The sequence below is a fragment of the Stenotrophomonas sp. 59 genome, from assembly GCF_030291095.1.
In the GTDB taxonomy this organism is placed as follows: Bacteria; Pseudomonadota; Gammaproteobacteria; order Xanthomonadales; family Xanthomonadaceae; genus Stenotrophomonas; species Stenotrophomonas maltophilia_Q.
In genome coordinates this window covers 1,803,349-1,825,933 of record NZ_CP127408.1, presented here as the reverse complement: position 1 = coordinate 1,825,933, position 22,585 = coordinate 1,803,349, and the positions used below count along the sequence as shown (strand labels likewise).

The window sequence follows — 22,585 nt, the reverse complement described above, 5'->3', positions numbered from 1 at the left end:
TGCCACGGTCGCGACCGCGGATCTGGGTCAGCCTTGAAGTATGCCACGGCCCCGGGCGTTCGTCCTTGGGCCGTTTGGCAGGGGGCGTCCGGGTTACAGGGGCGGCGCGACCGCCCCGCGTGCCGCGTAGAAAGACTCACGGAAGGCCAGGAAGGTTCCCGCCTCGATCGCCGCGCGGATGTCGGCCATCAGCTTTTCGTAATAGAACAGGTTGTGCAGGGTGCCCAGCATCGGCGCCAGCATCTCGTTGCAGCGGTCCAGGTGGCGCAGGTAGGAGCGGGTGTAGCCGCCGGTGCAGGCCACGCAGCCGCAGCCCGGCTCGATCGGGTCCATGTCCCGCGCGTACTGCGAATTTCGGATGCGGACGGTGCCGAACGAAGTGAAATAGTGGCCGTTGCGCGCATTGCGGGTCGGCATCACGCAATCGAACATGTCCACGCCACGTGCGACACCCTCGACCAGGTCCTCCGGCCGGCCCACACCCATCAGGTAGCGCGGACGGTCGCTGGGCAGCTCCGGGTCCAGGTGGTCGAGCATGGCATTGCGCTCGTGCTCGGGCTCGCCCACAGCCAGGCCGCCGATGGCGTAACCGTCGAAGCCGATCGCCTGCAGGGCCTCGGCCGAGCGGCTGCGCAGGTCGGTGTGCACGCCGCCCTGGACGATGCCGAACAGGGCCGCGTCGTTACCGAGCTCGTCATGCGCGTTGCGGCTGCGCTGGGCCCAGCGCAGGCTCAGTTCCATCGAGCGGCGGGCAACATCCTCTGTAGCCGGGTACGGGGTGCACTCGTCGAAGATCATGACCACGTCCGAGTCGAGCACTTTCTGGATCTTCATGCTCTCTTCCGGGCCCAGGAACACGCGGGCGCCGTCGGTCGGCGAGGCGAAGGTCACGCCCTGTTCGGTGATCTTGCGGCGGTGGGCCAGCGAGAACACCTGGAAGCCGCCGGAGTCGGTCAGGATGGGGCCATCCCAGCGGCAGAAGCCATGCAGGCCGCCGTGGTCGGCGATGATGTCCAGGCCCGGGCGCAGGTACAGGTGGAAGGTGTTGCCGAGGATGATCTCGGCGCCCAGCGCGCGCACCTGGTCCGGCAGGATGCCCTTGACCGAGCCATAGGTACCCACCGGCATGAAAGCCGGCGTTTCCACCGTGCCACGCGGGAAGGTCAGGCGGCCACGGCGGGCACGGCCGTCGCGGGTCTTGAGCTGGAACTGCAGTCGGGACATGGAGCGGTCGTTCAGGCAAATAGTCGCCCATTGTCTCCCAAAACCGCCCTTCCTGCTCCGGTAGCGCCGGGCCATGCCCGGCGGAGCGGTTTGCCCGGGATGGCCGGGGCTACCGGTTTCATCCACGCATGGCGTGGATCTACCTGGGTAGTAGAGCCACGCCATGCGTGGCTTTCCTGGCCTGCAAGCACCGGCACGTGCGCACCAAGGTGCGCACCCACCAGAGGCAAGCAGAGGTCAGCCCCCTACCCCGCCTGCGGGAACAGCAGCATCGCGTCGCCGTAGCTGAAGAAGCGGTAGCGCTGCTCGATCGCGTGCTGGTAGGCCTCGAACACGCGCTCCTTGCCGGCAAACGCGGAGATCATCATCAGCAGCGTGCTTTCCGGCAGGTGGAAGTTGGTCACCATCGCGTCGACGCTGCGGATGCGGTAGCCGGGGGTGATGAAGATCTGCGTTTCGCCAGCGAACGGCAGCAGCTCACCATCGCGCATCGCGCTTTCCAGCGCGCGAACCACGGTGGTGCCGACGCCGATCACCCGGCCGCCGGCGGCGCGCGTGCGCCGCACCTGCTGCACCAGTTCGGCGCCGACGTTCAGCCACTCACGGTGCATCACGTGGTCCTTCAGGTCATCGGCGCGCACCGGCTGGAAGGTGCCCGCGCCCACGTGCAGGGTGACGTGGCCGAACTCCACGCCCTTGTCCTTCAGCGCGGCCAGCAGCGGTTCGTCGAAGTGCAGGCCGGCGGTCGGTGCCGCCACCGCACCCACTTCGCGCGCGAACACGGTCTGGTAGCGCTCGCGGTCGTCCACGCCCGGTTCGCGCTGGATGTAGGGCGGCAGTGGCAGGCGGCCGGCATGCAGCAGCCACTGCTCCAGCGACTCGGGTACATGGAACTGCAGCACGTAGAACTCGCCATCACGGCCCAGCACCTCGGCTTCGCCACCGGCGTCCAGGGCGATGCGACTGCCTGCCTTCGGCGACTTGCTCGCGCCGACCTGCGCACGGGCCTGCTGGCCGCCGAGCAGGCGCTCGATCAGGATCTCCACGCGGCCACCGCTGGCCTTCTGCCCGAACAGGCGCGCCGGGATCACCCGGGTGTCGTTGAACACCAGCAGGTCGCCCGGCTGCAGCAGCGACGGCAGGTCACGCACCTGCAGGTCGGTGAAGGCGGCCGGTGCGGGTGGCACCAGCATCAGGCGGCTGGCGGAACGTTCGGCCAAGGGAGCCTGCGCGATCAGTTCAGCCGGCAGGTCGTAATGGAAATCGGACTTCTTCAAGGCGGTAGGCGGCAACAGGTCGACAATGGCGCGCATTGTACGTCCAGCGTCTGCGAGCCGGCGCGCTTCGCGGCGAACGTCGCGCAAAATGCTGCTATGCAGCAGGTTTATGCGGGGTTATCGCGCAAAAAAACAAGTGCTAGCATCGAGCCGGAAGTCCGCTGCACGAGCCTGCCCCAAGCGCGCGTGATGACGCGCGTTTTGCTTTTGAAGACCCGTGCGACCCATTGTTTCAGGAGATCTGCAATGAGCTTCATCGAACGCCTCGCCCCCCTGCGCAGCCAGCCCGGCACCCGCCTCACCACCGGCCTGGACGACGCCACCCTGACCGCCCTGTCCGCCCACCACCCGCAGCTGATCGCCGCGGTGGACGCCGCCGCCGAGGAATTCGCGCGCGTGCAGGCCGACCTGGGGCCGCTGCTGGCGCAGGACGAACAGGCGCAGATCGACGCGATGCAGGACGGCTTCGTCAATTTCTACGCCGATGACGCGGTGACGCCGTACGTGGCGCTGGCCGCGCGCGGTCCTTGGGTGGTCACCCTGAAGGGCGCCGTGCTGTATGACGCCGGCGGCTACGGCATGCTCGGCTTCGGGCATACCCCGGACGCCGTGCTGGAGGCGATGGCCCGCCCGCAGGTGATGGCCAACATCATGACCCCCAGCCTGTCGCAGCAGCGCTTCATCACCGCCCTGCGCGCCGAGATCGGCCACCGCCGTGGCGGCTGCCCGTTCACCCGTTTCATGTGCCTGAATTCCGGCTCCGAAGCGGTCGGCCTGGCCGCTCGCATCGCCGACGTCAACGCCAAGCTGCAGACCGATCCGGGCGCGCGCCACGCCGGCGCCGCCATCAAGCGCGTGGTGGTCAAGGGCAGCTTCCATGGCCGCACCGACCGCCCGGCGCTGTACTCCGATTCCAGCCGCAAGAGCTACATGCAGCACCTGGCCAGCTACCGTGGCGAGGATTCGGTGATCACCGTGGCGCCTTATGACGAGGCCGGCCTGCGCAAGGTGTTCGAGGATGCCGCACGCAACCAGTGGTTCATCGAAGCGGTGTTCCTGGAGCCGGTGATGGGCGAAGGCGACCCCGGCCGCTCGGTGCCGCCGTCGTTCTATGCCGTGGCCCGCGAGCTGACCCGTGCCCATGGCAGCCTGTTGCTGCTGGACTCGATCCAGGCCGGCCTGCGCGCGCATGGCGTGCTCTCGGTCGTCGACTACCCGGGCTTCGAAGGCCTGGACCCGCCGGACATGGAAACCTACTCCAAGGCGCTCAACGCGGCGCAGTACCCACTGTCGGTGCTGGCGGTGACCGAGCATGCCGCGCAGCTGTACCGCAAGGGCATCTACGGCAACACCATGACCAGCAACCCGCGTGCGCTGGACGTGGCCTGCGCCACCCTGGCCCAGCTGACCCCGCAGGTGCGTGCCAACATCGCCGAGCGCGGTGCCGAGGCCGTGCGCAAGCTGGAGCAGCTCAAGGGCGAGCTGGGTGGCCTGATCACCAAGGTGCAGGGCACCGGCCTGCTGTTCTCCTGCGAGCTGGCTCCGCAGTTCAAGTGCTACGGCGCCAACTCCACCGAGGAATGGCTGCGCCAGCACGGCATCAACGTGATCCACGGTGGCGAGAACTCGCTGCGTTTCACCCCGCACTTCGGCATGGACAGCGAGGAGCTGGACCTGCTGGTGGGCATGGTCGGCCGCGCCCTGCGTGAAGGCCCGCGCCGCGAGCAGGCCGCGGCGGCGTAAGCCCCTGCTTCTTGTAGAGCCGAGCCATGCTCGGCTGGGACCTTGCCGCGATCTGAACGAAGAGCAGCCGAGCATGGCTCGGCTCTACAAGGGCATGTGGCGATCTGAACGAAGAGCAGCCGAGCGCGGCTCGGCTCTACAGAAGGCTTCTCAAGGCCTCATACTCTACGCACACCCCGTCCCTGACCGCCTTCCGGTCGGCGACGGGGCGTTTTCGTTTCCGGCCAAGAGACAGGAAGATCCATGAAATCGATCTGTGTGTACTGTGGTTCCAACGCTGGCAGCAAGCCGGCCTACACCGAACGTGCCATTGCCCTGGGTGACCGCATCGCCCGCGATGGCCTGCGCCTGGTGTATGGCGGCGGCAATGTCGGCCTGATGGGAACCGTGGCCAATGCCGTGCTCGCCGCCGGCGGCGAGGTGACCGGCGTGATCCCGCGCCAGCTGGCCGATTGGGAAGTGGCCCACCGTGGCCTGACCGAACTGGAAATCGTCGGTTCGATGCATGAGCGCAAGTCGCGCATGTTCGATCTCGCCGACGGCTTCGTCACCCTGCCGGGCGGCTTCGGCACCATGGAAGAGATTTTCGAGATGCTGACCTGGCGCCAGCTGGGCATCGGCAACAAGCCATGCGCGTTCCTCGACGTGGAAGGTTTCTACGCCCCGTTGATCGGCATGATCGACCGCATGGTGGAAGAGCGCTTCCTGCACCCGGACCAGCGCCAGGACCTGTGGTACGGCTCGGACATCGAAGAGATGCTGGAGTGGATGAAGAACTACCAGCCGGCGCAGGCCTCGAAGTGGATCGACGAGAAGCGCCGCGCCGCCCTGCGATGACGAAGCTGCACGCGGCGGCTCAGGCCGCCGCGGTCGCCCACGGGGCGGGCCGCCCCAGCAGGTAGCCCTGGCCGTAATCGCAGCCCAGTTCGCGCAGGGTCTGCCGCTGCGCGTCGGTCTCGATGCCTTCGCCGATGGTTTCGATGCCCAGCGTGCGCGCCAGCGACAGCACGCCTTCAACCAGCGCGCGCGTACTCTGCACTTCCGGACCATGCAGTCCGGCGATGAAGCTCTGGTCGATCTTCAGCGTGCTGATCGGGAAGCGATGCAGGTAGGACAACGCGGAGAAGCCGGTGCCGAAATCATCCAGCTGCACCTGGATGCCGCGCTCGCGCAGGCCCTGCAGGATGCGCAGCGTGTGCGGGCCATCGTCCAGCAACGCCACCTCGGTGATTTCCAGGCGCAGCCGGCGCGGATCGGCACCGCAGCTGTCGAGCAGGCCGAACAGGCGATCACTGAACTCCGCCGAGCGGAAATGCCGAGGCGACACGTTCACCGAGACGTAGCCTTCGCCCCCCCGTGCCAGCCCCGCGATGACCTGCTCGTAGATCAGCCAGTCCACCTGTTCGATCAGGCCGCTCTCTTCGCCCAGTTCCAGGAACGCACCGGGCAGCAGCAGGCCACGGCGCTCATGCTGCCAGCGAAGCAGCGCCTCGTGACCGACCACTTCACCGTCGGACAAGCGCACGATCGGCTGGTAGAACGGCAGGAAGTCGCGGTTGTTGATCGCACGGCGCAGATCGGCTTCCAGGTCCAGGCTGCGCATGGCTTCTTCGCGCATGTCCTCGTCGAAGATCGCACAGCGGTCATGGCCCTGCGCCTTGGCCCGGTACATCGCTGCGTCCGCATCGCGCAGCAGCTCTTCACCGGTGCGGTAGCGCGGATTCCACAGGGCAATGCCCAGGCTGCCGGACGGAAACAGTTCGCGCCCGGCGATCCACATCGACTCCTGCAACGCCAGCAGCAGCCGCTGGCCGAAATCCAATGCCTGCGCCAGGCCCTGCGGGCACTGCAGCAGCACAGCAAACTCATCACCGCCGAGCCGTGCCACCACATCTTCGGTACCGGCCATCGACACGATGCGCTTGGCCACTTCCACCAGCATGCGGTCACCGGCGGCATGGCCGATGCTGTCATTGACCAGCTTGAAGCGGTCAAGGTCGAGGAACAGAACGGCAAATACCGGCCCGCCTTCGCGCCTGGCCAGTGCCAGGGCATCCTGCAGGCGATCCAGCAGATGCAGGCGGTTGGGCAGGCCGGTCAGCGCATCGTGCATGGCCTGGTGGGTCAGACGCTGCTCGGCGCGCAGGCGTTCGCCGATCTGGCCGAGCAGCTTCTCGTTCACTTCGGCCAGCTCGCGGGTACGCTCTTCCACGCGCTTTTCCAGCTCGGCGTGCGCCAAACGCAGCCGTTGCTGGTCGCGCTGCCGGGCCAGCCCGGTACCGATGTTCTGCGCGACAAAGATCAGCAGGCGCTGGTCATGCACGCTGAACGTGCTGTTCTCGCTGTAGCTCTGCACCACGATCGCACCCACCACCTCGTCGTCGCGCAGCAGCGGCACGCCCAGCCAGCAATGCGAGCGTGCGCCGGACTCGCGCACTTCACCGCTGGCCAGCAGCGCATCGATCTGCGCGCGTGAAGCCAGCAGCGGGCGCCGGTTGCGCACCACGTACTCAGTCAGGCCGCGGCTGAACGGCCGTGGCGCGCGGCTGGCGTTGTGCTCGTCCACCGAATAAACGAAGTCCAGCCCGTTGCCAGCCGGGTTGACCAGCGCGATGTAGAAATTCCGGGCGTCGAGCAGGCGCCCGACCACACCATGCACCTGGCCGTAGAACTGGGCCAGGCTGTCGGCCGACATCGCCATCTCGGCAATGTTGTACAGCGCGGTCTGCAGCTGTTCGGCGCGGCGACGCTCGGCCACCTCGTCCTGCAGGCTGCGGTTGGCGCGCTGCAGCTCAAGCGTGCGCCGCTCCACCTGCTGTTCCAGCCGGACCTGCGCCTGGCGCCGATCCATCGCAGTCTGGACGTGCTGGGCAACAAACCCCAGCAGGGCCCGCTCTGCCTCGCCATAACGGGCGGCATGCTCGTAGCTCTGCACTACGATGGCGCCGCAGACACGGCCATCGCGCAGCATCGGCACGCCCAGCCAGTCAAGGCTTTCCGGACCACGCTGCGGGTCATGCTCCTGTTCAACCACCCGCGCCAGCAGTTCGCGCGACGGGCCACTGAGCGGCTTGCCATGCCGCAGCAGCGCCACGGTCAGGCTGCGCGGCATCTCGCTGGCGTCATGGCTCTGCGACGGATCAGCAACGAAGTCATCCACCTGGTCGGCGAAGTACAGGAAACGGATCTGTTCACGCACATCGTCGTACTCGACGATGTAGCAGTTCTCCGCGTACATCAGTGTGCCCAGCACACCGTGCACGTGGCGCAGCATCTCGCCCATCTCCAGGTCGGCACCGGCCAGGTCGGCGATCTGGAACAGGGCCTGCTGGAGCCGCTCGGCTTCTTCCAGCGCCTTGATCTGGCCGGCCTGGCGGCCGCGCTGCAGGGCCAGCTCCATCGCCTGCCGGGCCAGCCCCCACCACGCGGGTGAAGGCGCCGCGCCCGCAACCGACAGCAGCAGCCGCGCACCGTCATACTCCCAGCCGTGCTGGCCATCGCCGGTGCCGGGTTCCACGGACGCAGCGCTGCCGATCGCAAGCAAGGGCCAGCCCCCCTGGCCATACCCCAGCTGCGGATCGTCCCAACCGACGCGGACCACCGCCGTCTCCGGCAACAGCGCATGCAACGCGCGCACCAGCGCCGTGCTCAACACGGCCTCGTGTGGTGGCTCTTCCGCCGATTCAGCATGCGTGGACAAATGACAATCTCTTGGCGCCGTCTGTGCGTCGCCTCCCCTGAGCCGCCGAGCATAGCGCGCCACCCGGGGGGCAATGGAAGCCCGTAAACCCCGAATCGTGCGCTCGTGCGTTTTTCGTGCTGTCCGTAGCCGCTTCCATGCCATGAACCTCGCCCTGCCCGCCCCTGCCACCGGCTATGCGCCACCGCCTGCAGGCCTTACCCTGTACGCCGTGGAAGCCAGCGCACTGCCAACCGATGAAGCCTTGATGCTGGCCTGGGCCGGTGGCGACCTGCGCGCGTTCGAAAGCCTGTATGCACGCCACCGCAAGCGCCTGTTCGGCTTCCTGCTGCGGCAACTGCGCGATACCGCGCTGGCCGAAGAGATCTTCCAGGACGTGTGGCAGCGGGTGATCAGCGCGCGCGCGGGCTGGCAACCCGAGGCGGCGTTCAGCACCTGGCTGTTCCGCATCGCCCACAACCGCCTGAACGACCACTGGCGCGCGGCCCGTCATCGCCCGGCTGCACCAGCCGACGCCGATCTGCGCCTGGCGGCGATCGAGGATGGGCAGACCCCGGAAGCGGAACTCTCTGAATTCGAACAACGTCGCCGCATCCAGCTGGCGATGGAGCAACTGCCGCCCGAGCAGCGCGAAGTGCTGCAACTGCGGCTGGATCAGGAACTGAGCCTGGAGGAGATCGGCCAGATCACCGGCGTGGGCCGGGAGACAGTGAAATCGCGGCTGCGCTATGCGATGGACAAGCTGCGTGCGGGACTGAACGCATGAACCGAGACGAACCCCTGACGCCGGAAGAACGCGAGCTGGCCCGGCTGCTCGGCCGTCGCACCGAGCAGGCACCGCCGCCCGCGCTGGATGCTGCCATCCTGGCCGCGGCGCGTGCCGCCGTGGATGCTCCGGCCGCTGGCACCGTTGCCCCTGCGGACGCACCGCGCGCACGGCAAGCACGCCCACGCTGGCCGGCAGTGTTCGGCATCGCCGCCTCGATGGTGTTCGCCATCGGCATCGCCTGGCAGCTGCGACCGGAACCGCCGCCGATTCCGGCCGGCGAAGCGCAGGTCGCCGCCGCGCCTGCCGCTGACGACGCCGTGGCCGACCAGGCCGCCGAAGGCAATGCGGCCGAGACTGCGATGGCTCCGGCTCCGCCCGCGCCAGAGGCGGCGCCATTCGCCGCACCCCAGGCGATGCCCCCCGCCGCTTCCGAGGCGACGCCCATTGCCGCTCCGGCACCCGCCCTCGCCCGCGCCCCGGTGCCAGCCCCGGCAGCGCCTGCTGAAGCGCCGGCCCCCGCCTCGGCGAAGGCAGAGGCGGCACGCGCACGCGTCGCAGAGCCTGTCGCCGATACCGCCTTCGTGGCGTTGCCACCACCTCCGCCGGCGGCGGCGCCACCGGTTGCCTACGCCGCACCCGCTCCAGCACCCGCTCCAGCATCCGCACCGGCTCCGGTCGGCGCCATGCAGGCGCGCAGCGCTGCGCCAGTCGCAGCCAGCACAGCCGACGCCGAACCGGCTCCGGCACTCGATCGGGTCCAGGTCACTTCGAGCAAGCGCGTTGCCACCAACCGCTCGGCACCCGGCGTCATGCGTCGCAGCAGCGAAGCCGGACTGAGTGCGGACACGGTGCAGGCCGAAGTAGACGCCGACGCGCGCCTGCCACGCCGGCAATGGCTGCAGAAGATCCGCGAGCGCCGTGACCAGGACCAGCGCGACCTCGCCCGTGCCAGCCTGGAACGCTACATCCAGCAGTATCCGGAAGCGCGCCTGCCGCGCGACCTGCGCCCGCTGCTGGACGACTGAAACGGACGGGGGTACCCGGCAACACCGTAGAATGGCGGGAATGCTCGATACCCTCGCCCAGCCCGTCAGCCACACGCTGGAAATCAAACACAGCCGCTTCATCGCCCATGCCGCGCCGATCGACGGCGCCCCCGCAGCGCTGGCGTTCCTGCAACAGGTTGCCGTGGCCGACGCCACGCACAACTGCTGGGCCTACCGGCATGGCCAGGACTACCGCTCCAGCGATGATGGTGAGCCGGCAGGCACCGCCGGGCGGCCGATCCTGGCCGCGATCGACGGCCAGGGCTTCGATCGGGTGATGGTGGTGGTGACGCGCTGGTTCGGTGGCATCAAGCTCGGTGCCGGCGGCCTGGTCCGGGCGTACGGCGGCGCCGCCGCCGAATGCCTGCGCACTGCGCCGCGACGGGCGCTGGTTGCCATGGCACGGCTGCAGCTGCAGGCCGGCTTCGAAGACCTGGGCACCCTGCATGCGGCCCTGCCGGCATTCGGCGCGGAGAAGCGCGATGAACAGTTCGACGCGAACGGGGTGTGCCTGCGGGTCGAATTGCCGGCCGATCAGGTCGACGCATTGAAAATCCGCCTGCGCGACGCCACTCGTGACCGTATCCGCATAGAAGACGACCACCAGGATGACTGACAAGGACGGCGCCCCCGCCTCGCCCCCGCCGCTGCGCCGCCTCGGCAGCCTGCGCACGCTATGGCCGTTCGTGCGCCGCCACAGTGGCCTGTTCACCGCCTGGCTGCTGGCCCTGGCGGTGTCTTCGGCAGCCACGCTGAGCCTGCCGCCGGCGGTCAAGCAGATGATCGACCATGGCTTCAGCAGCGGAGGCCAGATCAACCGCGCCTTCGCCCTGCTGATGCTGGTGGCCGTGGTGCTGGCCCTGGCCACTGCCGCGCGCTTCTACTTCGTGTCGCTGCTGGGCGAAAAGGTCGTTGCTGACCTGCGCAGCCGCCTGTATGCACACCTGATCCAGCTCGGTGCCGGATTCCATGACCGCAGCCGCAGCGGTGAGCTGGTCTCGCGCCTGACCGCCGACAGTGAACTGCTGCGCAGCGTGGTCGGCTCGACCATGTCGGTGGCATTGCGCAGCAGCGTCACGGTGGTCGGCAGCCTGGCGATGCTGTTCGTCACCAGCCCACGGCTGGCGGCGTGGTCGCTGCTGGGCATTCCGCTTGCGGTACTGCCGATCATCATCGGTGCGCGCAAGCTGCGCACCGTCGCGCGCAGCAGCCAGGACCGCATCGCCGATGCCAACAGCCTGGCCAGCGAGACCCTCGGTGCGGTACGGACGGTGCAGGCACACGCACGCGAACCCTACGAGCGCGGCCGCTTCGACCACGCACTGGGCGATGCCATCAAGGCCGCCCGCCGCCGCATCGGTGCGCAGTCGCTGGTCACCGCCAGCGCCATCCTGCTGGTGTTCGGCGCCATCGTCGGCGTGCTGTGGCTGGGTGCGCACGATGTCATCGACGGCCGCCTCAGCGCAGGCACCCTGGGCCAGTTCGTGCTGTACGCACTGATCGGCGGTGGCTCGGTTGGTGCGTTGGCCGAAGTCTGGAACGAACTGCAGCGCGCGGCCGGCGGCATGGGCCGCATCGGCGAACTGCTGCAGGAAGACATCGAGATCCGCGCGCCGGCGCAGCCGCACCTGCTGCCGCAGCCACTGCGTGGCGAGATCCAGTTCGACGACGTGGTGTTCCATTACCCGCAGCGACCGGACCAGGCCGCGCTGGACCACTTCAACCTGCACGTGCGCCCGGGCGAGACCGTGGCCCTGGTCGGCCCGTCGGGCGCGGGCAAGAGCACGGTGCTGTCGATGCTGCTGCGTTTCCACGATCCGGCGGAGGGCCGCATCTGGGTGGATGGCATCGACGTGCGCCAGGTCGACCCGGCCGAGCTGCGTGGACAGTTGGCGCTGGTGCCGCAGCAGCCGACGCTGTTTGCTGCCAGTGCGCGTGACAACATCCGCTATGGCCGCCTGCAGGCCAGCGACAGCGAGGTCGAGGCTGCCGCACGCGCCGCCGAGGCGGATGGTTTCCTGCGTGCGTTGCCGCAGGGCTATGACAGTGAGCTGGGCGAGCGCGGCGCGCGCCTGTCCGGCGGCCAGCAGCAGCGCGTGGCAATTGCCCGCGCATTGCTGAAGGACGCACCGATCCTGTTGCTGGACGAAGCCACCAGCGCGCTGGACGCACAGAGCGAGCATGGCGTGCAGCAGGCCCTGGAGCGCTTGATGGCTGGCCGTACCACGCTGGTGATCGCGCACCGCCTGGCCACCGTGCTCAAGGCCGACCGCATCGTGGTGATGGACCAGGGCCGCATCGTGGCGGAAGGTACGCACGCACAGCTGCTTGCCGAAGGCGGCCTGTACGCTGAACTGGCACGACTGCAGTTCATCGATTGATGACGGCCGGCTAACATCGGCGGAGTGAAGCTGGCACCGCATCAACAGCATCCGCTGAAGGAGGTGCACGATGTCGTTCCGTCAGTTTCCCGCCGTCGACAGCCATGGTGAAAGCCACATCATCATCGAGTTCAAGCCCGAGGCGAACGGCAGCGGGCACCACTCCGAAGCCACGCCCCGCTACGAGCTCGACGATGGTCGCTTGCTGGTGCGCAATGGCCGCGAATTCACCACCAGCGGTGGTGAGCTGAGGCTGACGATCTGAGGTACGCCGGGCATGGCCCGGCGCTACCGGATCCGTTCTGGTGGGTGTCGACCTTGGTCGACACGCGCCTTGGCCGAAAGCAGCCGAGCATGGCCCGGCTCTACAAAAAAGTGTGGTCAATTTTTGATCAACCATCTTGACAGCCTTGGCTGCCAAGGGCTGCGCGCGGTTATCCACATGTTTGCTCAGGAATCATCCACACCGCCTGTGGATGAATGCGCTCAGCCGAGCACGCGTCCGATGCCGCTGGCGTCCACCTCGGCCGCCGCCAGGGTGATCGCTGCAGGATTGCTGCCCGCAACGAAACCGATGCGGAAATGGACTTCGCCGCCGGGCGTACGCGAGGAGTGGATCGAGGCCAGGCTGATGCGGTGCTGCTCGAACACGTTCAGCAGTTCACGCAGCGAACCCGGCCGGTCTTCGGGCAGGTGCACCGACAGCGCGTTGCGCTCGGTCAGGTCTGCCAGCAGATAGCCCACGCGTTCGAAGGTGTAGTTGCCCTCGGCCAGCGCCTGCTCGCCGAACGCACTGCGATTGGCCGACAGCAGCTGCTCACGGAATGCACCACGCGCATTGTCGTCGCCCTGCCCGACCTGGGCCTGCAGGGCCTGCAGCTGGGCGACCAAGCGCTCCAGCATCGGCGCCACATACGGGTTGCCGAACTGGATGTCTTCGTAGATCGCCGGGTTCAACGACAGGATGCGCGAGATGATCGCCGTATCCAGTTCGAACGACGCTGAACGGTACGGCATCATCGCGGCCAGGTCGCCCAGCTGCGGCTGGTACTGGCGCAGCACGCCGGCCTGGGCCAGATGGGTGGCGTGCACCATCGCCTGCACCAGCGCCATCATCTGGTCGTGGTGCTGCGGGGTTGCGCGCACGCACTCGGCCTGCAGCGCCGTGCACAACGCATCGACCCAGGGTTGCCAGTGCTGCAGCCGTGCTTCGCAGATCACCATCACCCGGCCCTTCAGGGTGGGTGCCTTGGGCGGCGCGGTCATCGGGTGCAGCCCGACCACTTCGGCCTGCGAGGCCAGCATCGCCTGCACCGGCGCCTCCTTCACCGAGGTCACGTCCAGCCACAGGCGATCGCGTTCGCGGCCTGCGGACTGCCGCACGTACTCGGCGATCAATGCGGGCGTATGCCGGATCGGCGCCGAGAACACCAGCACGTCGGCCTGGGCCAGCAACTGCTCCGGCGTATGCGATTGCGGATCCGCCGGATCATGGCCGATCACCTGCAGCTGCATGTGCTGCTGGAAGAAGCGGGTCAGCCAGCGCCCGTAGGCGCCTGCACTTCCGACGATGCCGACCGTGCGCGGCGTGCGTTCGAGCAGGCCGCTCATGCCACGCGTTCGGCGCGGAAGCGTGCGCCACCGGCCAGGGCAGCGGGTGCTGCGACGATCACGTCGAACTCTTCGAAGCCGTTGTCCAGAGTCGCTTCCAACGCTGCATGGGTACCGGCGATCGCACGCGAGATCGCCTGCTGCATCGATTCACCGCGCAGCAGGAACGACACCACCAGCGACATCAGCACGTCGCCGGTGCCGGCCACGTCCACCGGCAGCAGCGGTGAGGTCCAGCGCCAGGTTTCCTCGCGGCCGACGGCCAGAGTCACCAGTTCCCCCGGGTTGCCGCCGACGCTATGCGCGATCACCCAGTGCGGGCCACGGTCCAGCAGCGTGCGTGCGGCGGCGATGGCATCGGCTTCGGCCAACGCCGGCATGCCGGTGAGGCGATTGAGTTCGAAAGCATTCGGCGTGACCAGCCAGGCATGCGGCAACAGGCGCTCGGCGAAGATCGCTTCCAGGCCTGGCTCCACATAGGGGCCGGTGTGGGTGTCGCCGATGACGGGGTCGAGGCAGTAGCGCAGCTGCGGGCAGGCCGGCAGGATCTCGTCCAGCCAGTCGGCGAAGGCAGCACCATTGGCGGTACTGCCGAAGTATCCCGAGACGAGCATTTTCGCCCGCTGCGGCAGGCCACGTTCGCGGGTGCCCAGCAGCAGGTCGGCGAACCAGTCAGCGGGCAGTACGCGGCCGCGGGTGGTGTCGTAGAACGGCGCATTGCTGAGCAGCACGGTCGGGATTTCCGCGACGCGCACGCCAAGTGCGCGCATGGGCGGCACGGCGGCGCTGTTGCCGGCGTGGCCGTAGACGAGTTGCGACTGGACCGAGATGACATCGATCGGCGACGGACCGTCTGGCCGCTGGCGGCGGCCGTGGACCAGGTGGTTATCAAGGGATTCGCTCATGACCGCATTCTACGCCCGGGGAGGGGTTCGGCAGGGCTGCGCCCTGCACCCGCTCAATGCAACGGCAACGGCAACGGCAACGGCCGAAGCCGAAGCGGCATTCCGTGAGTTGCCGGGGCGGTGTGGGCGGTCAGGACACGCCGTAAACCCATCCATGGGGGCTCGATGGCGCCATCCATGGCGCCAACGGTCCTGCCCACCCACACCGCCCCGCCTTCGACAGTTGGCCGGCGGCCAGTAGATCCACGCCATGCGTGGATGAAATCTGTCAGATATCGATACACAAAAATGGGGTCGGATCCGTTTTCCGAAGGAAAACAGATCCGACCCCGCGAGTTGTCCCAACAGATCGCGGAAAACCGTCGAAGGCGGGGTGGGTCCGGTTGCGGGGGCGTGAGCCGCATGGATGCGGCGACCGAGCCTTATCTGATCGGAATCTGGCAGCGTAGGTGCCGAGAGCCGGCGTGGGCCGCCGTACAAGCCTGGATCTCGACGATCGCCATGTAGCTTGGCGCCCACGCCGGAATCTCCCTTGATCCGCCCGAACAGTTGCTGGAGCTGACACTCGCAGTGATAAGACTGGGCAAGCGGGGGAGCTCTCGACCCTTCCAGACTATACGGAGTCCGGTAATGAACGGGATCGGGATTGATGTCAGCAAGCGCCAACTGGATGTCGGCACGACGGACGGAGAGACCCTGCAGGTCTGGAATAGCCGCTCCGGCTTTTCTGAGTTGGATGATTGGCTGAAGAAGCGTCCGGTCAGCCAGATCGTGCTGGAAGCCACCGGCGGCTACGAGCGGCCGGTGCTGGATTTTCTGCACGCAGCGGGCCATCCGGTGGTCCGCGCCAATGCCCTGCGGGCCCGCAGGCTGGCCCAGGGGATGGGCCAGATGGCCAAGACCGACCGGTTGGATGCCTATGCATTGGCGCAGATGGCAGCCTTGGTGAAACTGCCCGCCTACCAACCGCTGGAGCCTTGGCAGCAGAAAATGCGGGAATTCGTGCGGGCACGTCGACAGGCGATGCACGCGCTGACCATCGCGCGGCAGCAGCAGGAAATGGTCGGTGATCGTGAATTGCGCCGGCTACTGCAGGCCAACATCACCCGCTTGCAGACGCTGGTTGAACGTCTGGGAAAGCAAATTGCCGAGCAGGTTGCCCATCAGCCTCAACTGGCTGTCCTGAAGTCGATGAAAGGCGTTGGCTCTGGCCTGCAGGCGGTATTGGCAAGCTATCCTCCCGAGTTGGGGAAGATCAGCGGCAAGGCCATCGCCAGCCTGGTCGGTGTAGCACCCATGTCCCACGACAGCGGGACCATGCGCGGCAAACGAAGCATCCACGGTGGCAGGGCCGAGATCCGCCAAGTGCTTTACATGGCCGCCATGTCGGCCATGCGGCATGAACCTCGACTGCGCGATTTCTACCAGTCGCTGCGGGCTCGCGGCAAGGAAGGAAAAGTGGCCATCGTGGCGGTAATGCGCAAGATGCTGGTGATTCTCAACGCCCGCGTACGCGACGCCCGAAGCGGACCGGTCCCTGCCTAAGGACAGTTGCGGCGTTCCCCCAGAGACTGCCGGCCAGCGGCCGGCACTACCGTGCCTGTCTGCCGGAGAGGGCCAGGCCTCCCCGGCAACACAGTTGCTACAAGGACGTACTTGCGGCGTCCCCGCAATCCGACACCGCCCCGCCTACCCACAGGAAACCCGCTTTTGACGTTGACGTTGATTCAGCAGGTGCAGGGCTGCAAGCCCTGCAAACCCAGCCTCCCTCAGTGAACTGCAGGCCGCGACGGCGGCAGCCACGCCGCCACGATGCCCAGCAACGGCAGGAACGCGGTCAGGTGGTACACGTACTCGATGCTGGTCTTGTCCGCCAGCAGGCCGAGCACGGCAGCACCCAGGCCGCCCATACCGAAGGCGAATCCGAAGAACAGGCCGGAGACCATGCCGATGCGGTGCGGCATCATTTCCTGTGCGTACACCACGATCGCCGAGAACGCCGAGGACAGCACGAAACCGATCAGCACCGCCAGCACCGTGGTCCAGAACAGATCCGCATGCGGCAGCATCAGCGCGAACGGCGCCACGCCCAGGATCGAGGTCCAGATGATCGGCTTACGGCCAATGCGATCACCCAGCGGACCACCCAGGAAGCCGCCAGCGGCCGACGCCACCAGGAACGCGAACAGGTGCAGCTGCGCCTGTGCAACCGGAATGCCGAAGTGGTGGATCAGGTAGAAGGTGAAGTAGCTGCCGATGCTGGCCATGTAGAAGTACTTGCTGAAGATCAGCACCAGCAGGATCGCCAGCACCTTGGCCACGGTGCGCGGCGGATGGCGTGGAGCCATCGAGGCGGTGCTGGCCGTGCGCGGGGTGCCCAGGTGCAGCGCGTACCAGCGGCCGACATAGGTCAGCAGCGCAATGCCGATCAGCGCGGCGCCGGCAAACCACGATGCTGCGTGCTGGCCATACGGCACGATCACCGCGGCGGCGATCAACGGGCCAAGCGCAGTGCCGAAATTGCCGCCGACCTGGAACACCGACTGCGCGAAACCGTGCCGGCCGCCCGAGGCCAGCCGGGCGATGCGCGAAGCTTCCGGATGAAAGATCGCCGAACCGATGCCGACCATCGCCGCGGCCATCAGCACCACCGCGTAGTTCGGTGCGAAGCCGAGCAGCAGCATGCCGCACAGGGTCGAGGCCATGCCGATCGGCAGCGAGTACGGCGCCGGGCGACGGTCGGTGGCCGCACCAATCAGCGGCTGGAAGATCGAAGCGGTGAGCTGGTAGGTCAGCGTGATCAGGCCGATCTGGGTGAAGCTCAGGTTGAAGCCGCCCTTGATCACCGGATAGATCGCCAGGATCAGCGACTGCATCATGTCGTTGACGACATGCGAGGTGGAAATGGCGGCCAGCACGCCGGGAGCCACCGGGCGTGAGGGTGTTGCGGGGGAAGCCAAGGCGGACATGGACGCAGTCAGGTTGGGGGCGAGCCACGCATGCTACGGTTGCGCCCTCTTCCCTTCTGCCGCGTTCGGGTCATGCCCTATCGCAAAAAGGACATTGCCAGCGATGTCGATCCGGCCGCACCGTGGCGGGAGGTGCCGCTGCATCGCCCTGTCACCTACCGGGTTACCCAATACCCGGCCGGCACCCATATCGCCGGGCACAAGCACCAGCGCCACCAGCTGGTCTACGCCATCTCCGGGCTGATGGTGGTGCGCTCGGAAGTGGGTCGCTGGGTCGTGCCCTCGACCCGCGCGATCTGGATGCCGGCGGGCATGGTGCACGCGGTGGACTGCATCGCCGCCGTGCACATGCGCAGCCTGTACATCGATCCATCGTTCGCCCCGCAGTTGCCAGCCGAACCGTTCGCGGTACAGGTGGCACCGCTGCTGCGCGAACTGCTGCAGGCAGCCACCCTAATCAAGGGCGAGCACATCGAAGACAGCCGCGATGGCCGCGTGGTGCGCCTGCTGCTGGACGAACTGCATCGCATGGACGTGCTGCCGCTGCACCTGCCCGCCCCGACCGACCCGCGCCTGCGGCGGATCTGCCAGCACCTGCAGAAGCATCCGGGTGACGACGCCACGTTGCAGGACTGGGCGCAGGCGCTGGAGGTGGACGTGAAAACCATCCAGCGGCATTTCGCCGGCGAACTGGGCATGACCTTCGGGCAGTGGCGGCAGCAGGCACGGCTGCTGGCCGCATTGGAGCGGCTGGCGGTCGGCGACAAGGTCATCGATGTTGCGCTGGCGATGGGGTATGACAGCCCGAGTGCGTTCACCAGCATGTTCAAACGGCAGCTGGGGCAGACGCCGGCGGCGTTTTTCCGGTGAGCATTTCCCGGTAGCGCCGGGCCATGCCCGGCGGAATGCAGCCGCGCCCGCATACGAAAACGCCGGGCATGGCCCGGCGCTACCGTTCAACGCTTGCGTTGAAAACTCAGGACGTCATCCGGTCCCAGAAGCCCTTCACGCCATCCATGAAGGTGGCCGACTTCGGCGAATGCTTGCGCGCTTCCTCGCCGACGAAGGTGGCTTCGAACTGCTCCAGCAGCTTGCGCTGGTCGTTGGTGAGGTTGACCGGGGTCTCCACCACCACGCGGCAGTACAGGTCGCCTTCGCTGCGGCTGCGCACCGAACGCACGCCCTTGCCCCGCAGGCGGAACAGCTTGCCGGTCTGGGTCTCGGCCGGGATACGGATCTCCGCTTCGCCGCCCAGGGTGGCCACGCGCACGGTGTCGCCGAGTGCTGCCTGCGAGATGCGGATCGGCACTTCGCAGTGCAGGTCGTCGCCATCGCGCTGGAAGATGGCATGCTCGCGCACGCGCACTTCCACGTACAGGTCACCCGGCGGCGTACCGGCCGGGCCGGCCTCGCCCTCGCCCTGCAGGCGGATGCGGTCGCCGGTATCGACGCCGGCCGGCACCTTCACCGACAGCACCTTGTCTTCCTCGACACGGCCGTTGCCATGGCAGGTCTTGCAGGGCTTGGCGATGATCTGGCCACGGCCGCCGCAGTTGTGGCAGGCCTGCTGCATGGCGAAGATGCCGCGCTGGATGCGCACCTGGCCACGGCCATGGCAGACGTTGCAGGTCTCGACCTTGCCGTCTTCCGAGCCACTGCCATCGCAGTCGCCGCACTCGGCCAGGGTCGGAATCTCGATGCGGCGCTCGACGCCGCGCACGGCCTCTTCCAGGTCCAGCTCCATCACGTAGCCGATATCGGCACCGCGACGGGCCTGGCGCGGACCACCGCCGCCGCCACCAAAGATGTTGCCGAAGATATCGCCAAAGATATCGTTCATGTCCGGGCCGCCCGGACCGCCGCCACCGCCCATGCCGTGCTCGAACGCGGCGTGGCCGTGGCTGTCGTACATGCGGCGCTTGTTGCCGTCGGACAGTACTTCGTAGGCTTCCTTGCACTCCTTGAAGGAGGCTTCGGCCGCCGCATCACCCGGGTTGCGGTCCGGGTGGAACTTCATCGCACAGCGACGGTACGCCTTCTTCAGCTCGTCGTCGGTGGCGGTGCGGGCAACGCCCAGCACTTCGTAGTAATCGCGCTTGCTCATATCGTGAATCTGGTTCCGGAAAGTCGGGATTCGTCAAAGCGGAAGAGCGGAACCAGGTCCGCTCTTGCGTCGGGCGCCCCGACACGCCGGTGGGCGGTCAGGACCCTGATGCGACAACGGGACGCTGGTGGCCAGCGTCCCGTGTCGGTCCGGATCAGGACTTCTTGTCGTCCTTGACTTCGGTGAACTCGGCGTCGACCACGTCATCCTGCGCCTTGCCTGCGTTGCCGGCGTCGGCACCCGGGGCAGCACCGCCCTGGTCGGCCGAAGCAGCGGCGAACAGCGACTGGCCCGCTTCTTCCAGCACCTTCGACTTGGCTTCGATCTGTGCCTTGTCGTCACCCTTCATCGCGGTTTCCAGGTCGGCCAGCGCCGCCTCGACCTTGCCGATGACATCGCCGCCGACCTTGCTGCCGTGCTCGGTGATGGCGCTGCGGGTGCCATGGATCAGGGCGTCGGCCTGGTTGCGGGCCTGCACCAGCTCCTGGAACTTCTTGTCTTCCTCGCGGTTGGCTTCCGCGTCGGCGACCATGCGCGCGATCTCTTCCTCGGACAGGCCCGAACCGGCCTTGATCTCGACCTTCTGTTCCTTGTTGGTCTTCTTGTCCTTGGCCGACACGTGCAGGATGCCGTTGGCGTCGATGTCGAAGGACACTTCCACCTGCGGCAGGCCACGCGGGGCCGGCTCGATGCCGGACAGGTCGAACTTGGCCAGCGACTTGTTGAAGCGGGCCTGTTCGCGCTCACCCTGCAGCACGTGCACGGTCACGGCCGACTGGTTGTCCTCGGCGGTGGAGAACACCTGCGAGGCCTTGGTCGGGATGGTGGTGTTCTTCTCGATGATCTTGGTGAACACGCCACCCATGGTCTCGATGCCCAGCGACAGCGGGGTCACGTCCAGCAGCAGCACGTCCTTGACGTCGCCACCCAGCACGCCACCCTGGATCGCCGCACCCAGTGCCACGGCTTCGTCCGGGTTGACGTCCTTGCGCGGTTCCTTGCCGAAGAACTCGGTCACCGCCTGCTGCACCTTCGGCATGCGGGTCTGGCCACCGACCAGGATCACTTCGCTGATGTCGCTCGAGCGCAGGCCGGCATCGTTCAGGGCGACGCGGCACGGCTCGATCGACTTCTTGATCAGGTCTTCCACCAGCGCTTCCAGCTTGGCGCGGGTCAGCTTGATGTTCAGGTGCTTCGGACCCGACGCGTCTGCGGTGACGTACGGCAGGTTCACTTCGGTCTGCTGGGCGCTGGACAGCTCGATCTTGGCGCGCTCGGCAGCGTCCTTCAGGCGCTGCAGGGCCAGCGGATCCTTGCGCAGGTCGATGCCCTGGTCCTTGTTGAACTCTTCAACCAGGTACTCGATGACGCGGTTGTCGAAGTCTTCGCCGCCCAGGAAGGTGTCGCCGTTGGTGGCCAGCACTTCGAACTGCTTCTCGCCGTCGACGTTGGCGATCTCGATCACCGAGACGTCGAAGGTGCCGCCGCCCAGGTCGTACACCACGATCTTGCGATCCTTGTTGTCGCCCTTGTCCAGGCCATAGGCCAGCGCGGCCGCGGTCGGCTCGTTGATGATGCGCTTGACGTCCAGGCCGGCGATGCGGCCGGCGTCCTTGGTCGCCTGGCGCTGGCTGTCGTTGAAGTAGGCCGGCACGGTGATGACCGCTTCGGTGACCTTCTCACCGAGGAAGTCCTCGGCGGTCTTCTTCATCTTTTCCAGCACCTTGGCCGAGATTTCCTGCGGGGCCATCTTCTTGCCGTCGCTGGTGGCCACCCAGGCATCGCCATTGTCATGGGCGAGGATGCTGTAGGGGACGTGCGCGATGTCCTTCTGCACTTCGGCGTCGGTGAACTTGCGGCCGATCAGGCGCTTCACCGCGTAGAAGGTGTTCTTCGGGTTGGTCACGGCCTGGCGCTTGGCCGAGGCGCCGACCAGGACTTCGCCGTCCTTGGTGTAGGCGACGATCGACGGGGTGGTGCGATCGCCTTCCGAATTCTCGATGACGCGGGCCTTGCCGCCGTCCATGATCGCCACGCACGAGTTGGTGGTGCCGAGGTCGATACCAATGATCTTGCCCATGGGGGAGACTCCTGAGGATGCTTGTTGGGGTCAGTCCGGCCGTTCGGCCGGTGGATGAATACGATGTGGGGGAGGCTCGTGGAACATTCAAGCCATCTCCCGAACGCTGTGTTCAGCGCCTGGAAAACCTTCGCCGGTCATAGCCCGACGATGCCGATCGGGGCCAGGTAGCGCCGGGCCATGCCCGGCGGCCTTGCCCCACGTGGCAATCAGTCGGCGGCCACCACCACCAGCGCCGGCCGCAGCAGGCGCTCGTTGAGCAGGTAGCCCTTCTGGAACACGGTCACCACGCTGCCCGGGGCAGCACCCGGGGTCGGCACCTGGCTGATGGCCTGGTGGTGTTCCGGGTTGAACGGCTGGCCGATCGGGTCCAGCAGCACCAGGCCGTTGTCGGCGGCGACTTTCAGCAGCTGCTTGTAGGTCAGCTCCAGGCCCTCGCGCAGCGGGTGCGGGTCGTCGCCGGCGGCCTTCAGGCCGGCATCCAGGCTGTCGAACACCGGCAGCAGCTCGCCCAGCAGCTTCTCGTTGGCGAACTTGCGGGCCTGCTCGATGTCACGGGCCACGCGCTTGCGCTGGTTCTCCAGGTCGGCGCGCTCACGCAGCGCATCGGCCTTGATCTGCTCGACTTCGGCGCGCAGGCGCTCCACTTCGTCGTTGACGCCGGCGGCGGCAGCCGCATCAGCGGCACTCTGCTGGGATTCGATATCTGGATGTTCGTGGTTCATGTCTGGGTCCCTGGCGGTCAATCTCCGCCTCCACCCACCCTAGTGTGGGCG

The 22,585-nt window shown here is 67.2% G+C and carries 18 protein-coding genes; 9 read left to right on the top strand and 9 right to left on the bottom strand.

The window, feature by feature from the left end:
* Positions 1-93 precede the first annotated feature (93 nt).
* Complete coding sequence (gene tgt / locus QP552_RS08500; protein ID WP_111111629.1) at positions 94-1,224, bottom strand: tRNA guanosine(34) transglycosylase Tgt; 1,131 nt, start codon at positions 1,222-1,224, stop codon at positions 94-96.
* A 245-nt stretch (positions 1,225-1,469) separates the two neighbouring features.
* The gene (gene queA / locus QP552_RS08495) at positions 1,470-2,537 is read right to left on the bottom strand and encodes a tRNA preQ1(34) S-adenosylmethionine ribosyltransferase-isomerase QueA (protein ID WP_111111630.1); all 1,068 of its coding nucleotides are present in this window, start codon (positions 2,535-2,537) and stop codon (positions 1,470-1,472) included.
* Between the two features lie 210 nt (positions 2,538-2,747).
* Between queA and QP552_RS08490 the strand changes: the two genes are divergently transcribed.
* Together QP552_RS08490 and QP552_RS08485 are read left to right on the top strand one after the other, a co-directional pair.
* Entirely contained in the window at positions 2,748-4,244 is a 1,497-nt protein-coding gene (locus QP552_RS08490) for an aminotransferase class III-fold pyridoxal phosphate-dependent enzyme (protein ID WP_049428517.1), read from the top strand.
* A 243-nt stretch (positions 4,245-4,487) separates the two neighbouring features.
* Entirely contained in the window at positions 4,488-5,081 is a 594-nt protein-coding gene (locus tag QP552_RS08485) for a TIGR00730 family Rossman fold protein (RefSeq protein WP_049428514.1), read from the top strand.
* Between the two features lie 19 nt (positions 5,082-5,100).
* Here QP552_RS08485 and QP552_RS08480 read toward each other — a convergent pair whose 3' ends face one another.
* Positions 5,101-7,899, bottom strand: a complete 2,799-nt coding sequence (locus QP552_RS08480) for a GGDEF domain-containing protein (protein WP_286075918.1) — start codon at positions 7,897-7,899, stop codon at positions 5,101-5,103.
* Positions 7,900-8,191: 292 nt separating this feature from the next.
* Between QP552_RS08480 and QP552_RS08475 the strand changes: the two genes are divergently transcribed.
* The 5 genes from QP552_RS08475 to QP552_RS08455 all read left to right on the top strand — a co-directional run bounded on the left by QP552_RS08475 (position 8,192) and on the right by QP552_RS08455 (position 12,405).
* Positions 8,192-8,710, top strand: a complete 519-nt coding sequence (locus tag QP552_RS08475) for an RNA polymerase sigma factor (protein WP_238378638.1) — start codon at positions 8,192-8,194, stop codon at positions 8,708-8,710.
* On the top strand, positions 8,707-9,738 hold the full coding sequence (locus tag QP552_RS08470; RefSeq protein WP_286075560.1) for a hypothetical protein: 1,032 nt from the start codon (positions 8,707-8,709) through the stop codon (positions 9,736-9,738). Before QP552_RS08475 ends, QP552_RS08470 begins: the two co-directional genes overlap by 4 nt.
* 40 nt (positions 9,739-9,778) lie before the next feature.
* Positions 9,779-10,375, top strand: coding sequence for a YigZ family protein (locus tag QP552_RS08465; RefSeq protein WP_286075559.1), 597 nt, complete (start codon positions 9,779-9,781; stop codon positions 10,373-10,375).
* Positions 10,368-12,140, top strand: a complete 1,773-nt coding sequence (locus QP552_RS08460; protein ID WP_286075558.1) for an ABC transporter transmembrane domain-containing protein — start codon at positions 10,368-10,370, stop codon at positions 12,138-12,140. The genes QP552_RS08465 and QP552_RS08460 overlap by 8 nt, the downstream gene beginning before the upstream one ends.
* 70 nt (positions 12,141-12,210) lie before the next feature.
* Complete coding sequence (locus QP552_RS08455) at positions 12,211-12,405, top strand: hypothetical protein (protein ID WP_049428506.1); 195 nt, start codon at positions 12,211-12,213, stop codon at positions 12,403-12,405.
* A gap of 221 nt (positions 12,406-12,626) precedes the next feature.
* Here QP552_RS08455 and QP552_RS08450 read toward each other — a convergent pair whose 3' ends face one another.
* Positions 12,627-13,751, bottom strand: coding sequence for a prephenate dehydrogenase (locus tag QP552_RS08450; protein WP_286075557.1), 1,125 nt, complete (start codon positions 13,749-13,751; stop codon positions 12,627-12,629).
* On the bottom strand, positions 13,748-14,656 hold the full coding sequence (gene pdxY, locus QP552_RS08445; protein WP_286075556.1) for a pyridoxal kinase: 909 nt from the start codon (positions 14,654-14,656) through the stop codon (positions 13,748-13,750). The genes QP552_RS08450 and pdxY overlap by 4 nt, the downstream gene beginning before the upstream one ends.
* A gap of 630 nt (positions 14,657-15,286) precedes the next feature.
* Between pdxY and QP552_RS08440 the strand changes: the two genes are divergently transcribed.
* Positions 15,287-16,201, top strand: coding sequence for an IS110 family transposase (locus QP552_RS08440; protein ID WP_286074661.1), 915 nt, complete (start codon positions 15,287-15,289; stop codon positions 16,199-16,201).
* A gap of 224 nt (positions 16,202-16,425) precedes the next feature.
* Here QP552_RS08440 and QP552_RS08435 read toward each other — a convergent pair whose 3' ends face one another.
* Positions 16,426-17,625: an MFS transporter gene (locus QP552_RS08435; RefSeq protein WP_286075555.1), complete on the bottom strand. Its 1,200-nt coding sequence runs from the start codon at positions 17,623-17,625 to the stop codon at positions 16,426-16,428.
* 72 nt (positions 17,626-17,697) lie between these two features.
* Between QP552_RS08435 and QP552_RS08430 the strand changes: the two genes are divergently transcribed.
* Positions 17,698-18,495: a helix-turn-helix transcriptional regulator gene (locus QP552_RS08430; protein ID WP_111112061.1), complete on the top strand. Its 798-nt coding sequence runs from the start codon at positions 17,698-17,700 to the stop codon at positions 18,493-18,495.
* A gap of 106 nt (positions 18,496-18,601) precedes the next feature.
* Here QP552_RS08430 and dnaJ read toward each other — a convergent pair whose 3' ends face one another.
* From dnaJ to grpE, 3 genes are all read right to left on the bottom strand, one after another.
* Complete coding sequence (dnaJ, locus tag QP552_RS08425) at positions 18,602-19,729, bottom strand: molecular chaperone DnaJ (RefSeq protein WP_111112060.1); 1,128 nt, start codon at positions 19,727-19,729, stop codon at positions 18,602-18,604.
* 154 nt (positions 19,730-19,883) lie between these two features.
* Entirely contained in the window at positions 19,884-21,809 is a 1,926-nt protein-coding gene (gene dnaK / locus QP552_RS08420) for a molecular chaperone DnaK (protein WP_106549320.1), read from the bottom strand.
* A gap of 209 nt (positions 21,810-22,018) precedes the next feature.
* Entirely contained in the window at positions 22,019-22,534 is a 516-nt protein-coding gene (gene grpE / locus QP552_RS08415) for a nucleotide exchange factor GrpE (protein WP_049429553.1), read from the bottom strand.
* Positions 22,535-22,585 lie beyond the last annotated feature (51 nt).